The 15,984-nt window shown below is 64.3% G+C and carries 13 protein-coding genes; 8 read left to right on the forward strand and 5 right to left on the reverse strand.

The window, feature by feature from the left end:
- Positions 1 to 6: 6 nt before the first annotated feature.
- Positions 7 to 1,023: a helix-turn-helix domain-containing protein gene (locus tag O6P39_RS22960; protein ID WP_275608697.1), complete on the reverse strand. Its 1,017-nt coding sequence runs from the start codon at positions 1,021 to 1,023 to the stop codon at positions 7 to 9.
- Between the two features lie 60 nt (positions 1,024 to 1,083).
- Here O6P39_RS22960 and O6P39_RS22965 point away from each other — a divergent pair, with 60 nt between their 5' ends.
- From O6P39_RS22965 to O6P39_RS23000, 8 genes are all read left to right on the forward strand, one after another.
- On the forward strand, positions 1,084 to 2,178 hold the full coding sequence (locus O6P39_RS22965) for a DJ-1/PfpI family protein (protein ID WP_275608698.1): 1,095 nt from the start codon (positions 1,084 to 1,086) through the stop codon (positions 2,176 to 2,178).
- A gap of 63 nt (positions 2,179 to 2,241) precedes the next feature.
- The gene (acs, locus tag O6P39_RS22970) at positions 2,242 to 4,179 is read left to right on the forward strand and encodes an acetate--CoA ligase (RefSeq protein WP_275608699.1); all 1,938 of its coding nucleotides are present in this window, start codon (positions 2,242 to 2,244) and stop codon (positions 4,177 to 4,179) included.
- Between the two features lie 81 nt (positions 4,180 to 4,260).
- Positions 4,261 to 5,139 (forward strand): oxygenase MpaB family protein, encoded by an 879-nt coding sequence (locus tag O6P39_RS22975; RefSeq protein WP_275608700.1) that lies wholly within the window; start codon positions 4,261 to 4,263, stop codon positions 5,137 to 5,139.
- Positions 5,140 to 5,327: 188 nt separating this feature from the next.
- The gene (locus O6P39_RS22980; protein ID WP_275608701.1) at positions 5,328 to 5,942 is read left to right on the forward strand and encodes a response regulator transcription factor; all 615 of its coding nucleotides are present in this window, start codon (positions 5,328 to 5,330) and stop codon (positions 5,940 to 5,942) included.
- A 99-nt stretch (positions 5,943 to 6,041) separates the two neighbouring features.
- The gene (locus O6P39_RS22985; protein ID WP_275608702.1) at positions 6,042 to 9,125 is read left to right on the forward strand and encodes a DUF748 domain-containing protein; all 3,084 of its coding nucleotides are present in this window, start codon (positions 6,042 to 6,044) and stop codon (positions 9,123 to 9,125) included.
- Positions 9,126 to 9,136: 11 nt separating this feature from the next.
- Complete coding sequence (locus tag O6P39_RS22990; protein ID WP_275608703.1) at positions 9,137 to 9,421, forward strand: DUF2845 domain-containing protein; 285 nt, start codon at positions 9,137 to 9,139, stop codon at positions 9,419 to 9,421.
- A gap of 8 nt (positions 9,422 to 9,429) precedes the next feature.
- Positions 9,430 to 9,735 carry a DUF2845 domain-containing protein gene (locus O6P39_RS22995; RefSeq protein WP_275608704.1) on the forward strand — a complete coding sequence of 102 codons (306 nt, stop codon included), beginning with the start codon at positions 9,430 to 9,432 and terminating at the stop codon, positions 9,733 to 9,735.
- Between the two features lie 56 nt (positions 9,736 to 9,791).
- Positions 9,792 to 11,255 (forward strand): rhomboid family intramembrane serine protease, encoded by a 1,464-nt coding sequence (locus O6P39_RS23000; protein WP_275608705.1) that lies wholly within the window; start codon positions 9,792 to 9,794, stop codon positions 11,253 to 11,255.
- Positions 11,256 to 11,304: 49 nt separating this feature from the next.
- Here the strand turns inward: O6P39_RS23000 and O6P39_RS23005 are convergent, their stop codons facing one another.
- The 4 genes from O6P39_RS23005 to rpsO form a co-directional block, all read right to left on the reverse strand.
- Positions 11,305 to 11,655 (reverse strand): BON domain-containing protein, encoded by a 351-nt coding sequence (locus tag O6P39_RS23005; RefSeq protein ID WP_275608706.1) that lies wholly within the window; start codon positions 11,653 to 11,655, stop codon positions 11,305 to 11,307.
- A gap of 186 nt (positions 11,656 to 11,841) precedes the next feature.
- Positions 11,842 to 13,257 (reverse strand): hypothetical protein, encoded by a 1,416-nt coding sequence (locus O6P39_RS23010; RefSeq protein WP_275608707.1) that lies wholly within the window; start codon positions 13,255 to 13,257, stop codon positions 11,842 to 11,844.
- Positions 13,258 to 13,350: 93 nt separating this feature from the next.
- Positions 13,351 to 15,456 carry a polyribonucleotide nucleotidyltransferase gene (pnp, locus tag O6P39_RS23015; protein ID WP_275608708.1) on the reverse strand — a complete coding sequence of 702 codons (2,106 nt, stop codon included), beginning with the start codon at positions 15,454 to 15,456 and terminating at the stop codon, positions 13,351 to 13,353.
- 168 nt (positions 15,457 to 15,624) lie between these two features.
- Positions 15,625 to 15,894 (reverse strand): 30S ribosomal protein S15, encoded by a 270-nt coding sequence (gene rpsO, locus O6P39_RS23020; protein ID WP_017518939.1) that lies wholly within the window; start codon positions 15,892 to 15,894, stop codon positions 15,625 to 15,627.
- Between the last annotated feature and the right edge of the window lie 90 nt (positions 15,895 to 15,984).

Here is a 15,984-nt window from a genome sequence, read left to right on the forward strand (position 1 = left end):
CCCTGCTCATCGGCAAAAGCGCTGCCGGTACTCCCCGGGCGTTACCCCCAGAGCCTGCACGAAGGCGCGCCGCAGGTTGTACTCGCTGCCGAACCCCGTGTGCTGCGCCACACGCTTGAGCGAAGACTCTCCACCCTCCAGCAATTTGCTGGCCTTTTCCAGACGTAACTGCAGCAGCAGCTTGGCCGGCGTCATGCCCATCTCCGCCTGGCAATGCCGGTGCAGGGTCCGCGTCGACATCGCCATTTGCGCGGCCATCGCGTCCACGTCCAGCGTCTGATCAAGCCTCTTCCGCAGCCATGCCACCAGTTGCTCCATCTGCCCGTTCGGCGGAGCCTGCTGGGCCAGCAATTCCGCACTGAACTGGCGTTGTCCGCCGGGACGGCGCAGATACATCACCAGTCCTCGCGCAACGTTCAGTGACAGCTCGCGACCGTGATCCTCCTCCACCAGACTCAGGCACAGGTCCATGCCGGCGGTAACCCCGGCGGAGCTGTAGAGCTGCGCGTCGCGTACGAACAGGGCGTCCGGCATCACCTGCACGCGAGGAAACAGCCGCTGCAACAACTCGGTGTAGCGCCAGTGGGTCACCACCGGACGGCCGTCCAGCAGCCCGGCCTGGGCCAGCAGGAAGGCGCCCGTGCACACCGAGCCGCAACGTGCGGCCAGGGGCGCCGCCTGTGCCAGCCAGCGGGCGATTTCCCCTTGCTGCATGGCCGACTGCACGCCGTAACCGCCGGCGACCAGCAGCGTGCACCCCGACGCTTCCGCCGGCTCAGGCAGTGGCGAAGTGGACAGTTCCAGGCCGGTGCTGGAGCGCACCAACCCGCCGATAGGTGAAAGGGCCTGCAGACGATAAGCCGGTCGCGCGACCGGCAGAAGGTGTTCATCCACCGCGGCGAACACGTCCGCAGGCCCCGTGGCGTCCAGCAACTGGAAGTCGGGGAAGACCAGTAACAGCACAGGGTGAGGAGTACTCATCCGGGCAATCTCCAGGAAGGCCATTGGCAGATATTCACTCATTGCTGTCATAAGTGACAGATTCGCTCCGGGCAAGCTGAAAGTCCCGCCCTGGAGATCGCCATGCGCCCCCACACTTTCCTGCTCATCGTCCTGTTGATCGTCGCGGCCCAGACAGAGGCCGGCGAAGCGTCGTTACCGCCGTATCAACCGCGTTTCGGCCGAGAGCGGCCGGTGATCGCCGTGGTAGCCCAGAACCGCATGACCGAACTGGCCGATTATGTGGTACCGCTCGGCGTGCTGCGCCGCTCCGCTGTGGCGGAGGTCCAGGCGCTGGCGACCGAATCCGGCCCGGTACAACTGGCCCCGGCGCTGAAAATACAGCCGCAGGCCACCCTCGACGAGTTCAGGCAACGTTTTCCCCAAGGCGCGGACTATGTGGTAGTACCCGCCGTGCATGACAGCGAAGAGCCTGCCCTGGTCGGCTTCATCCGCGAGCAGGCAACGAAGGGCGCGATCGTGATCGGCGTCTGCGATGGCGTGCTGGTGCTGGGCCACGCCGGTCTGCTGCACCAGCGGCGCGCCACCGGCCACTGGTATTCGCGCGGCCAGCGTCTGGCCGACTTTCCCGATGCGCTCTGGCTGGAGAACCGCCGCTACGTGGTCGACGGCAATCTCATGACCACCGCCGGCGTCACCGCCGCCCTGCCCGCCTCCCTGGCGCTGGTGGAGGCCATCGCTGGAACGGCGAGGGCCATGGAGCTGGCACAGGAACTGGGGATGCCGGAGTGGTCGTCACGGCATGACAGCCAGCACTTCGCCCTTGGCGCCAGCGGCTACCTGACCGCCGCGGGCAACTACCTCGCGTTCTGGCGCCGCGACACCTTCGCCGTGGTGCTGCAACCGGGTTTCGACGAAGTCAGCCTGGCGCTGAACGTGGATGCCTGGACGCGCACCTTCCGCACCGAGGTGAAAGCGAAGGCCCGGCAGCCGGTCACCAGCGCTGGTGGCCTGCTGTTCCTCCCTGACGAGGGTGCTGGCCAGCCGGAGCTGCCGCAGCCGTCCGGCAGCGCCATGCTCGGCCTGGAGCAGACCCTCTCCGCCATCGCCAGCCGCTATGGCGAGCCGACCCGGCAACTGGTCGCCGCCCAGCTCGAATACGTCTCGCCTGAACGATCCGCCCGGCAGGCGCGTCGAAACAGCATGGACAACCCTTGAACCCGCCAGGCCTTGGATGCACCCTTGTGGGCATCTCGCCTCACACAACAATAAGGATTCCCCATGTACGAGATCAGCCTTCACCCCGTCCCGGAGGCCGTACGCCAGCGTGCCTACCTCGACAACGACGCCTACCAGCGCCTGTACCGGCAGTCGGTGGACCACCCGGAAGCCTTCTGGGGCGAACAGGCCAAGGCCTTCCTCGACTGGTTCAAACCCTGGACCTCGGTCCACCACGGCGACCTCACCCGCGGCCAGGCCAGTTGGTTCAAGGGCGGCCAGCTCAACGTGACCTACAACTGCATCGACCGCCACCTGGAAACCCGTGGCGAACAGGTCGCGATCATCTGGGAAGGCGATAACCCGGCCGAATCGGCGCAGATCACCTATCGCAAGCTGCACAGCCATGTCTGCCGCTTGGCCAACGTGCTCAAGAGCCGTGGGGTGGAGAAAGGCGACCGGGTTTGCATCTACATGCCGATGATTCCCGAGGCGGCCTACGCGATGCTGGCCTGCGCGCGGATCGGCGCCATCCACTCGGTGGTCTTCGGCGGATTCTCCCCCGATGCCCTGCGCGACCGCATCCTGGACGCCGATTGCCGCGTCGTGATCACCGCCGACGAAGGCGTACGCGGCGGCAAGTACATCCCGCTCAAGCAGAACGTGGAAAAGGCTCTGAAGGACTGCCCGAAGGTCTCCAGCGTGGTGGTGGTCGAGCGCACCCAGGGCGAGATCCCGTGGGTCGAAGGCCGCGACATCTGGTACCACGAGGCCCTGCGCGGCGCCAGCGAAGACTGCGCGCCGGAACCGATGGACGCCGAGGACCCGCTGTTCATCCTCTACACATCCGGCTCCACCGGCAAACCCAAAGGCGTGCTGCACACCACCGGTGGCTATCTGCTGGGCGCGGCGATGACCCACAAGTACGTGTTCGACTACCACGACGGCGACATCTACTGGTGCACCGCGGACGTCGGCTGGGTCACCGGGCACAGTTACATTGTCTACGGTCCGCTGGCCAACGGCGCCACCACCCTGATGTTCGAGGGCGTGCCCAACTACCCGGACGCCTCGCGCTTCTGGCAGGTGATCGACAAGCACCAGGTGAACATCTTCTACACCGCCCCCACCGCCATCCGTGCCCTGATGCGCGAAGGCGAGGATCCGGTCAGGAAGACCTCACGCAGCAGCCTGCGCCTGCTCGGCTCGGTGGGCGAGCCGATCAACCCGGAAGCCTGGGAGTGGTACTACCACGTGGTCGGCGACGCGCGTTGCCCTATCGTCGATACCTGGTGGCAGACCGAAACCGGCAGCATCCTGATCAGCCCGCTGCCCGGGGCCACTGCGCTCAAGCCCGGTTCGGCGACCCGCCCGTTCTTCGGCGTACAGCCGGTTCTGCTCGATGAGCAGGGCAAGGAAATCGACGGTCCCGGCTCCGGCGTACTGGCCATCAAGGCCAGCTGGCCGAGTCAGATCCGCAGCGTCTACGGCGACCACCAGCGGATGATCGACACCTACTTCAAGCCCTACCCCGGCTACTACTTCACCGGCGACGGCGCGCGCCGCGACGAGGATGGCTACTACTGGATCACCGGCCGCGTGGACGACGTGATCAACGTCTCCGGCCACCGTATCGGCACCGCCGAGGTGGAAAGCGCACTGGTGCTGCACGATTCGGTGGCGGAGGCCGCGGTGGTCGGCTATCCGCATGACCTCAAGGGACAGGGCATCTACGCCTTCGTCACACCGATGAACGGCATCCAGCCCAGCGACGCGCTCAAGCAGGAGCTGCTGGCGCTGGTGAGCAAGGAAATCGGCAGCTTCGCCAAGCCGGAGATGATCCAGTGGGCGCCGGGCCTGCCCAAGACCCGCTCGGGCAAGATCATGCGACGCATCCTGCGCAAGATCGCCTGCAACGAACTGGAGAACCTCGGCGACACCTCGACGCTGGCCGATCCCAGCGTGGTGCAAGGGCTGATCGACAACCGCCTGAATCGTTGATCCTGCTTCAGGCCCCGGGCGCAAAGATGTTAGGTTAAAAGTACAGACCTGCCGTCCTTGCCCCGAGGCCTGTTCGCCGCAATGGAAACTGTTCGCCGCCATATCGAAAGCCAGGTGCTGAGCCTGACCGGCCTCGCCCTGGGCGGGGTCGACTTCGAATCGCCCAAGGGTGATCCGGGTCTGTTCGGCCCGGACTCGATCTGCTGGAAAGTCCACGGCGACTTCAGTTCGATGCTGATCGGCGGCATCACCGCCCTGCTCCTGCAGATGCTGCATCCCGGCGCGCTGGGTGGCGTCTGGGATCACTCCAACTTCCGTGCCGACATGCTCGGCCGCCTGCGCCGCACCGGGCAGTTCATCTCCGCCACCACCTATGGTTCGCGGGCGGACGCGGACAAACTCATCGAGCGCGTGCGACGCATCCACGACAGCGTCCAGGGCACGCTCCCCGACGGCACCCGCTACTCGGCCAATGACCCGGACCTGCTCACCTGGGTCCACGTGGCCGAGGTCAGCAGCTTCCTCGCGTCGCACCTGCGCTACCTTAACCCCAACCTGTCCGGCGAAGACCAGGACCGCTATTACGACGAGATCGCCCTGATCGCCGAGCGTCTGGGTGCGCGCGACGTGCCGCGCTCCCGTGCAGAAGTGGCGGCCTACCTGCAGCGCATGCGTCCGCAACTGCGTTACGACGAGCGCACCCACGAGGTGGTCAGCGTGCTGTTCAACGCCCCGGCGCCCAGCTTCCTGGCCAAACCCTTCGGCATGCTGATGATGCGCGCCGGCGTCGACCTGCTGCCGGAATGGGCCGCCGACCAGCTCGACCTGAGCCTGGGCAACCTGCAGCGCCAACTGATCCGCTCCAGCGTCAGGCGCAGCGTGCCGCTGCTGCGCTGGGCCGTACGCAATGGCTCGCTGCACCGGGCGCGGCGGCGCATGGGATTGTCTCCGCTGCGCTGAGCTGGCTCTTCAGAGGCAGAGTTCCCTCTGCCCGGCAAGTCTTTATTCCCGCGCTCGGTGGCAGGGGATCGATCCTTGACCCCGAGCAAGCTTTTCTCCGCAAGCCTAGGATTTTTCCGTGAGACGCTGAACATTTGGGCTATTTTCAAGCTCAATTCGCCGACATAGCCACACTCAGGGAGTGAAACATGAAGAAGCGAGTCGTGTTGATCGAAGATCACCCCGCGATGCGTCTGGCGATCCGCTCACTACTCGGGCAGGACTCGCAGTTCGAAGTCGTCCGTGAAGCCGCCGATGGTCATGGAGGCCTGGATGCCGTTCGCAAGGAGCGTCCGGACCTGGTGATCCTCGATCTCAACCTGCCGGGCATGGACGGCCTGGACCTGCTCGCGCGCATCCACATCTTCGACGAGAACATCCGCCTGCTGGTGCTCAGCTCCCAGGACGAGCGGCTGTATTCGAGCAAGGTGGAGGCCGCCGGTGCGCACGGTTTCGTCAGCAAGAACAATGACACCAGCGCTATCCTCAACGCAGCGCGCATGCTGGTCTCCGGCTACCGTTGCTTCCCGGAAAAGTCACTCAACATCGCCAGCCATACGGACCCCGTCGCCAGTCTCACCCCGCGGGAGCTGGTCGTCCTGCGCAGTCTGGTGCGCGGCATGAGCAACAAGGACATCGCCGAGGAGCTTTTTCTCAGCCAGAAGACTGTCAGCACCTACAAGACCCGAATCCTGGAGAAGCTCAACCTGGAGAGCGTGGTGGATCTGGTGGAGTTCGCCCGCACCCATCACCTCAATGACTGATCCACGCGCGAACAACGCCCGAAAGGGCATTCGTGTGATCGCAAACGCTCAGCCGTGCCATACTTCACCGGCACGTCACGACGGAAAACGACACCCGCCATGCCCAAAGGATTGATACGCGCAATCGGCGCACTGTTGCTGCTGTTCCTCTTCTACTGCCTGTTGGGCTTCTTGATCCTTCCCGGGGTCGCCCTGCGCGTGGTCAACCAGCAACTGGCCCAGTATGCGAACGTTCCGGCGCGCCTTGAGCGCATCGAACTCAACCCGTTCAGCCTCGAACTGACCCTGTGGGGACTGCATCTGGGCAAGGACGGCGAAGAACAGGTGCGCTTCGAGCGCCTGTACGCCAACCTTGAGGCCGACAGCCTGTGGAAGCGCCATGTGCATCTCGCCGACATCGAGCTGGATGCGCCTCACACGGAGCTGCTGTTCGCCGAGAACGGCACGTTGAACCTGACCCAGCTGTTCAAGCTGCCGCCAAGTCAGCCCGCCCCTCAGCAGGAGGAGCCCAGCCGGCCCTTCCCCTTGCGCATCGATCGCATCCGCCTCGCCGAAGGCAGCCTGCACTTCCTGGACCGCCGCCCGAGCGAACCGGTGGAGTTCCTCTTCAACCCGATGGGTTTCGAGCTGAGCAACCTCAGTACCCTGCCTGAAGATGGCGCCAGGATGACCCTTGTGGCCACTGGACCGCACGGCGGCAAGCTCGACTGGCAAGGCGACCTGAGCCTGGTGCCGCTGACCTCCAAGGGCACCCTGTCGCTTCAGGGCGTCCCGCTCAAAGCCTGGTGGCCCTATGTACGGGACAACGCCCCGCTGAATCTGGAGAGCGGCATTCTCGGCGTCTCCTCCGACTACCATCTGGACCTCTCCCAGGGCACCCAGTTGCTGCTCGACAAGGCGGCGGTGAGCGTGCGCGAACTCAGCCTGAAATCGCCCGACGGCAAGCCGCTGGCCAAACTGGCCAGCCTGGACGTCGGCGAAACCACTCTGGACCTGGCCAAGCGCGAGGTCATGGTGGGCCAGATCCGCAGCCAGGGCCTGGAAGCCTGGGCCGCGCGGGAAAAGGACGGGCAACTGGACTGGCAAAAACTGTTCGCCAGCTTCAAGCCCTACAAGCGCCCGCAGGAACCGGCTCCCCAGACCGAAACGGCGCCGCCGCAGAACACCGAGCAGCCCACCGCTGCCAAGGCGGCGACTCCCAGCACAGACAAACCGGTAGAAACCGCCGCCCAGGCACCTGAGAAGACCTCGCCGCCCACCGCCCAAAGCACGCAGCCCCCGGCACCTGCGGCTACCACGCCTGACAAGCCGGCTCCAGCCGCGGAAGCGGAAAAGGCCTGGCATGTGGTGCTGCGCGATACCCAGCTGCGTGGCTACAAGGCCCACCTGGCCGATCGTGCGCCGGCCAAACCGGTCGCGCTGGAAGTCGGCCCGCTGGACCTGGACCTGCAGAACCTCGACAGCCAGCTCACCTCCCCCCTGCAGCTCAAACTCAAGACCGGCCTGGGCCAGCGCGGGCAGATCGAGGCCAGCGGCCAGGTCAACCTCAGCCCGGTCAATGCCAAGCTGAAAGTCGCCACCCGCGACATCGACCTGCGCGTCGCCCAGGCCTACATCGATCCGTTCATTCGCCTGGAGCTACGCAGCGGCTTCCTCGCCAGCGACCTCAACGTCGACCTGAAGAGCACCGAACCACTCGCCTTCGGCATCGACGGCAGCGCCCAGGTCACCCAGCTGCATACCCTGGACACCATCAAGGACCGCGACTTCGTCAAATGGACCACGCTCACGCTGGACGGCCTGGCCTACCGCCACGGCGACAGCCTGGCGATCCAGAGCGTTTCGCTCGAAGAACCCTACGCTCGCTTCATCATCAACGAAGACCGCACCACCAACGTCAGCGAGCTGATCATCCCGCAACCCGCCTCGGCCCCCGCCGCAGCCGGCAAGTCCGGTAGCGCAAGCTCCGCAGGCGGCAAGCCGATGGGCATCCACATCGGCGGCGTGAAGGTGAACAACGGCTCGGCCAACTTCGCCGACCTGACCCTGCGCCCGGACTTCGCCACCGCCATCCAGCAACTGAGCGGGGAAATCGGCACCCTCGACAACCGCAATCCGCAACCGGCTTCGGTGGACATCAAGGGCAAGGTCGACAAGTACGCGCCGGTCACCATCAAGGGCAGCCTGAACCCCTTCTCGCCGCTGGAGAAGCTGGACATCGCCACCAGCTTCAAGCGCGTCGAGCTGACTACCCTGACGCCCTACTCCGGCAAGTTCGCCGGCTACCGCATCCGCAAGGGACGGCTGAACCTGGACCTGCACTACCAGATCACCCAGGGCAAGCTCAAAGCCGACAACAAGGTACTGGTGGAACACCTGCAACTGGGCGAGAAAGTCGACAGCCCCGACGCCGTGGACCTGCCGGTGAAGCTGGCGGTAGCCCTGCTCAAGGACGCCAACGGCAACATCGATATCCAGCTGCCGGTGGAGGGCGATCTGAACAACCCGCAGTTCAGCGTCATGCCCATCGTCTGGCAAACCCTGCGCAACCTGGTGCTGCGCGCGGTCCAGGCGCCCTTCAAATTCATCGCAGGCCTCGCCGCTGGCGAGGGGCCCGACCTGGGCAGCGTGACGTTCGCCCCCGGCTCCAGCGAGCTGGAGCCCGACGCACAGGCCAATCTGGACAAGCTGGCCGATGCCCTCAAGCAGCGCCCGGCGCTCAAGCTGGAGGTCGAAGGTGTCAGCGCGGCCAGCAGCGACGGCCCGCTGCTGGCCCGCAAGCGTCTGCAGGAGGAGTACCGCAAGAACTACTACAGCATGCTGCAACGTCGCGGCGACAAGGTGCCCAGCGATGCCAGCAAGCTGGAAGTACCGGAGGACCTGCAGCCGGCCCTGTTGGAAGGGATCTACCGCACGCGCCTGAAGAAGCAGCCGCCGGACGAGTGGAAGGACCTGAGCCGGGCCGACCGCACGGTGAAGCTGGAGCAGGCGGTGCTGGCCTCCTGGAGTGACAGCCAACTGCTGCTGCGTAAGCTCGGCCAGGAGCGCGCCACGCAGATCAAGGACTATCTGGTGTCCAAGGGCGGCCTCAGTGACGACCGTGTCTATCTGATCGACGTAAGCCTCGGCGAGGCGGAGAATGGTGGCAACGTGGCCACTCAGCTCCACCTGGACAGCGAATGAGGTTCCGCACCATGAAAGCGCTTGCGGTCTGCACACTGCTGTTCTGCGCGGCTACCGCGCAGGCCGAGAGCATGCGGTGCGGCAGTACCCTGGTCAACGCGGGCGACCGCGCCTGGGAGGTCGAACAGAAGTGCGGCCCGCCTGAGCACCGCGATGAGGTCGGCTATTCCCTCGGCAGTTACGACAATCGCGAGTACCGCATTGAGGAGTGGGTCTACGGCCCGCGCAACGGCACGATCTACATCCTCACCTTCGAAGCCAACCGGCTCAAGAGCATCGAGTTCAAACGCAATTGACCCTATCCATGAGCCTACGCCCGGCGCTGCTGATGCTCCTGCTGCTCGCCGGGCAGTCCGAAGCCGCCAGCCTGCGCTGCAACAGCAAGCTGATCAGCACCGGCAACCTCACCAGCGAGGTGCTCGATCGCTGCGGCCCGCCCGTCGACCGCTCGTTCCTCGGTTACAAGGAAGTCGTCGGCGACTGGGGCCAGCGCAACGAGGTGGCCGTGGAGGAATGGATTTACGGCCCCTGGAACGGCATGCTGTATTTCGTGCGCTTCGAGGGTAACCGCCTGACCACCATCCAGAGCAAACGCAGCGGCGGCAACTGACACCCTGGCCCGCCAGTGCTAGCCTGCGGCATCTTTGCGCCAAGGATCGGTCGCCCATGGTCATCGTACCCGCTGAACACCCGCTGGACTGGAAGAAACCTCCAGTCGTCACGCTGCTGCTCATCCTGCTCAACGTCCTGATCTTCTTCGGCTACCAGAGTGGCGATGGCGAGCGGCGTGAGCAGGCAGTTCGGGTTTATCTCGAAGAGGACCTGCTGAGCCGCGAGCGCCCCCTGTTCAGCGCCGCCCTGGAGCGCCGCGAGCGGATCAAGGCGGATCAACGCCAGACGGTGGAGGCCCTGCCCCGCCAGCAACTGGCCTGGCTCATCCTTAGCGACCTGGAGTTCGGCCATGACCTGCGCAGCCTGCCGGCCTACGGCCAGGATGCCGCCTGGCAAACCGCCCGCGCCAAGGCGGAAAGCGCACGGGATCGCCTGAGCAGCCTGCGTTTCGGCTTCGTTCCGGCGCGCTTCACCGTCGAAGGCCTGTTCGGCTCGATGTTCCTGCACGGCGACTTCTGGCACCTGGCCGGCAACATGGTGTTCCTGTTCATCTTCGGCTTTGCCCTGGAGATCGCCCTGGGCCGCTGGACGTACCTGGGCCTGTACCTGCTTTCCGGGCTGTGTTCGGGGCTGCTCTGGTGGGCACTGGACCCGGCCTGGGTGCCGGGAGTCGGCGCCTCCGGCGCGATATCCGGGTTGATGGGCATGTACATCGGCGTCTACGGGCTGCGACGCATCCGCTTCTTCTACTGGCTGGGGCCCCTGATCGGCTACTTCAGCGCCCCGGCACTGTGGATATTGCCGCTATGGCTGGGCAAGGAGCTCTTTGGCCTGCTGCGTGCAGCGGATCACGTCAATTACTACGCGCACATCGGTGGCCTGGTATCGGGATTCATCGCCGTCTGGCTGCCCCGCCAGCTGGGTGGATTGAAAGTCGATCACGCCTATCTTGCCAAGGAAGATCCCGACGCGCCGTTCAAGCGTGCCTTGAACAGCCTCGACGAACAGATCGGCCGCTTCGCCCTCGACCAGTCGGCGGCACGCGGGAACGAACTGCTCGAACGCTATCCGGGCCGTCTTCCATTGATCGAGCGCCTGTACGGAGTCGCCAAGGCACGCCAGGACCGTGCCCTGATGAGCACAGTGCTCAAGCAACTGTTCGCCCTGCCTCGCAGCCAGGCGACCGACGCTCTGGTTCGCCGGCTGGCCGACGAGAGCGGCGCGAACGACCCGCAGCTGTTGAACCATCCGGCCATCCAGCTTCACCTGCTACGCAAACTGCTGCTACTCGACGAACCGGTGCGTGCGCTGGGCTGCTGGCGTCGTCTGGCCACGTCCGGGCAACGGCCCGAACAGCTGCCGTCACTGACCCTGCAGTTGGCCAAGCGCCTTAATCCACGCCAGGACGGCCGGACCATCGCCGAGATGACGCACTTCCTTCACCAGCACTTCCCGGACGCCGACCCGACCCGGCAGATCCTCATCTACCAGCAGCACCTGGCCCCCCGGACGCCCTGAACGAAAAAGCCCCGCCAGATCGAGCCTGGCGGGGCTGCGGCCGGCACACTCAGTCGGTCGACTTCAGTCCGTCGGCGGAAACGGCCTTCACGCCCTTGGTGTCCTGGGCAGTCTTGATGGCCAGCTGCCGTTCAGCGTCAGTTTTGACGTTACCGGAAAGGGAAACCACACCCTGGTTGGTTTCGACCTTGATGCCCGTAGCGCCGATGTCCTTGTTGGCGATCAGCATGGATTTCACCTTGCTGGTGATCCAGGTGTCGGAAACCGCCTGCTCGGTCTTCTGAACCGTATCGTTCGCGGCCAGCGTCGTCGGCTGGGCGAACACCGAGTTGGCGAACGAGAAGCTGAGGGCGGTTGCGGTGGCGGCGGCAAGGGCCAGTTTGCTGAAGCGATGTTTCATGGCGGTCTCTCCTGATGGGTGAAGACTGCTGCCTCCTCCTGGCGGCAGTTGCATCAGTAGTCTCGCAAGCCCTGTGCCAGCCTTGCTTAGCCATGAAAATACAAATAAATCAGGCAGTTATAAAATTAAACGCTATGCAGATTGCACAGTCGCTCCGGCGTCACCATGCAATTTGCATCGCCGCGCTCAAGCGCTTTTGCCGAGATTGGCCAGAACGGCCTCCAACTGCACGACCTCGCTCATTTGCTCGAATGCCGGGTAGCGCTGGCGAATGAAAGCGAGCAACTGGCGAGCCGGCTCGACCTGTCCAAGCTCCTCGGAAAAACCCCGCGCCGCCAGCAGATAGGCCCGGGGGACTCCCGGGTAATCCGGGAAGCGCTTGTGCAGATTGCGCAGCAGGCTCAGTGCTTCTCGCGCCTTGTGCCGCTCCAGCAGCACCTCGGCGATGCGCTCGCACACCAGGGGATCATCCGGCAGGTAGTCCGCCTGCAATTGGCGAGCATTGAGGAATGCCGTCACCGCCAAGGGCGTATTGAGACGAACCGCCAGCGGCAGGTAGTGGGGCAAATGCTTCAGGCACTCACTGCGGGCATTCACCGAGAACAGCAACTGGTGATAGCGCTCATTGAGCTTGAGGTCCTGCGCCCCTTCGCGCAGCGCCTCCAGCAGTATCTCCAGCGCGGCGCCACTCTGCCCTTCCTTGACCCGTATCTCGGCCTCGGCCAGCGCCTTGCGGCGACGCCATTCCGGCGCGGCGAATCCCGCCGGGGCCTCGTCGCCGGCCGCCACATAACCCAGCTCGCCCTGATATTGGAACACCGCATACCCCATCATGGCGCACATCACCACGCCGAAGTAGCCGCTGAGCAGCGCCACCACCGGCACCATCACCACCCGGGGCAAGCCCTGAGACAGGAACCAGCCGACATAGCTGGGCGACTGCCAGAGGATGAACAGGAACACGCAGAGGATCAGGTAACGCCAACCCATGGCGCTCATGACCTGGCCGATATCGGCCGGACTCAGCGCCGCGCCGAGGCTCTTGTCCAGCGACAGGCGGATGATGCTCGCCGGCAATGCCAGCATGATTGCGACATTGACGCCCCAGTAGATCGCCTCGCTGTGGAAGTCCGCCGCCAACCAGAGCAGCACCAGCACAATGACGAATACCGCCAACTGCTGGAAGAACGCCCGCAGGCTGTCCAGGCGGAACGCCTCGACCAGGCCCGGAGCCTCCTGGCTGCCGAAACTGGCGGCCTCAATCACGCTGTGCAGGTACTTGGTCGCTACCGCGAACAGCAGCAGCCAGAGCAGCAGAACGCTGGGCATGAACACGCACGCCAACGCCAGCAGTGCGGCAAAGGCCAGGGGACCAGTTTGCAGGCCATAGGCGAAGAAGCGCGGCAGGCGCTCCCAGAACGGCTGGGCGGTGTTGGCAGCGCCGAGAAAGCGCAGCGCACCCCGGCAGAGCGGACAAGCCGGCGCATACTCCGGGGCATCGGAGTTCAGCGGTACGCAACAATCCCCGTAATGTCGCTCGCACGGCAGGCACTGCCAGGTGGCAGGCTGGGCGCTGTGATAGTGGCAATACTGCTTGTCCATCCCGGGGCATCCTTGGAGCGAGATCGGGGAATAGCACATTCCAAGGCAAAAAAAGAGGGCCCGCAAGGGGCCCTCTCTTCATTTCGCTACTGCTTAGACGCCGGAGGCTTCGGCAGCGGCAACGTCCTTGATGGACAGCTTGATGCGGCCACGGTTGTCCACATCCAGAACCAGGACTTTGACTTCCTGGCCTTCCTGCAGAACGTCGGTGACCTTGTCGATGCGCTTGTCGCTGATCTGCGAGATGTGCACCAGACCATCCTTGCCCGGCAGGATGTTGACGAAGGCACCGAAGTCCACGATGCGCTCAACCTTGCCGACGTAGATCTTGCCGATCTCGGCTTCCGCGGTAATACCCAGGACGCGCTGCTTGGCGGCCTCGGCAGCTTCCTTGGTTTCGCCGTAGATCTTCACGCTGCCATCGTCCTCGATGTCGATCGAGGCCTTGGTCTCTTCGCAGATGCTGCGAATGGTGGCGCCGCCCTTGCCGATGACGTCGCGGATCTTGTCGGTGTCGATCTTCATCTGGATCATGGTCGGAGCGTTTTCCGACAGCTCGGCGCGCGGAGCAGCAATGACCTGGTTCATCTGGCCGAGGATGTTCAGGCGAGCTTCCAGGGCCTGGCCCAGGGCGATCTCCATGATCTCTTCGGTGATGCCGTTGATCTTGATGTCCATCTGCAGGGCGGTAACGCCCTTGTCGGTACCGGCGACCTTGAAGTCCATGTCGCCCAGGTGGTCTTCGTCACCCAGGATGTCGGTCAGGACGGCGAACTTGTCACCTTCCTTCACCAGGCCCATGGCGATACCGGCAACCGGAGCGCGAACCGGCACACCAGCGTCCATCAGCGCGAGGGATGCGCCGCACACGGAAGCCATGGAGCTGGAACCGTTGGATTCGGTGATCTCGGAGACTACACGGATGGTGTAGGGGAACTCGTCCTGGGTCGGCAGCATGGCAGCGACGCCACGACGGGCCAGACGGCCGTGACCGATTTCACGACGGCCCGGGCTGCCCATACGGCCGCACTCGCCCACCGAGAAGGGCGGGAAGTTGTAGTGCAGCATGAAGGCGTCCTTGCGCTCGCCTTCCAGGGTGTCCAGCAGCTGCGCATCACGGGCGGTGCCGAGGGTGGCAACGACCAGGGCCTGGGTTTCACCACGGGTGAACAGGGCGGAACCGTGGGTCTTGCCCAGTACGCCGACTTCGATCTTCAGCGGACGGACGGTGCGGGTGTCGCGGCCATCGATACGCGGCTTGCCGGTAACGATGTTCTCGCGAACGATGCGGTATTCCAGCAGGCCGAAGACATCCTTGACCTCGGAGGCCGGGAACTTACCTTCTTCTTCGCCAGCGAACAGGGCAACGGCCTGGTCGCGCAGTTCGCCCAGACGGTTGTAGCGATCCTGCTTGATGGTGATGGTGTAAGCCTGGGAGATGGCGTCGCCCAGCTCGGCCTTGATGGCGTTGACCAGCACGGTGTTCTCGGCCGGGGCTTTCCAGTCCCAGGACGGCTTGCCGGCTTCGGCAGCGAGTTCGTTGACGGCGCGAATAACGGCCTGGAACTCTTCGTGGGCGTACAGCACGGCGCCCAGCATTTGGTCTTCGGTCAGCTCGTCGGCTTCGGATTCAACCATCAGTACGGCGTCGGAGGTACCGGCCACGACCATGTCGAGGCTGGAGCTCTGCAGCTGCTCGTAGGTCGGGTTGAGGATGTAGCCGATTTCCGGATGGAAGCCGACGCGGGCGGCGCCGATCGGGCCGGCGAACGGAATGCCGGAGATCGCCAGGGCGGCGGAGGTGCCGATCATGGCCGCGATGTCCGGATCGGACTTCTTGTTGGTGGAAACGACGGTGCAGACAACCTGCACTTCGTTCATGAAACCTTCGGGGAACAGCGGACGGATCGGACGGTCGATCAGACGCGAGGTCAGGGTTTCCTTCTCGGAGGGACGACCTTCACGCTTGAAGAAGCCACCCGGGATACGGCCGGCAGCGTAGGTCTTCTCCTGGTAGTGCACGGACAGCGGGAAGAAGTCGCGGCCTTCGGCCGGGGACTTGGCGCCGACCACGGTGACCAGCACGGTGACGTCGTCCATGGTGACCAGAACGGCACCGGTAGCCTGGCGTGCAATACGGCCAGTCTCGAGGGTTACGGTCGACTGACCGAATTGGAATTTCTTGATTACCGGGTTCACGGTTTCTCTACCTTCTCTTTGTTGCCTTGGGGGAAATCGTGGAAATGCCGGGAGTCGGACCCGAATTCATTCCCTATAAAAGCGAGAAAGCCGGGAGCCAGAGCCGATGAGCGGTATGAACCGCTCATCGACCCCGGACTCCCAGCTTCCCACTTCAGGCTTGCCGTCTTAGCGACGCAGGCCCAGGCGACCGATCAGGGCGCTGTAACGAGAGGTGTCCTTGCTCTTCAGGTAGTCCAGCAGCTTACGACGCTGGTTAACCATACGGATCAGGCCACGACGGGAGTGGTGGTCTTTGCCGTTGGCCTTGAAGTGGTCCTGCAGCTTGTTGATGTTGGCGGACAGCAGTGCAACCTGCACTTCCGGGGAGCCGGTGTCGCCTTCAGCTTGCTTGTACTCGTTAACGATCTGGGCTTTTTCTTGGACGCTCAGTGCCATGATGGGGCTTCCTCTGAGGTAACAGGCCAGGGACTTCTCCCTGTGTTCATAGTAAGAGGAGTGACCGTGCCTGCTGACAGCCACCCTCGG

Origin of the sequence: Pseudomonas sp. PSE14 (assembly GCF_029203285.1) — a bacterium.
Lineage (GTDB): Bacteria > Pseudomonadota > Gammaproteobacteria > Pseudomonadales > Pseudomonadaceae > Pseudomonas.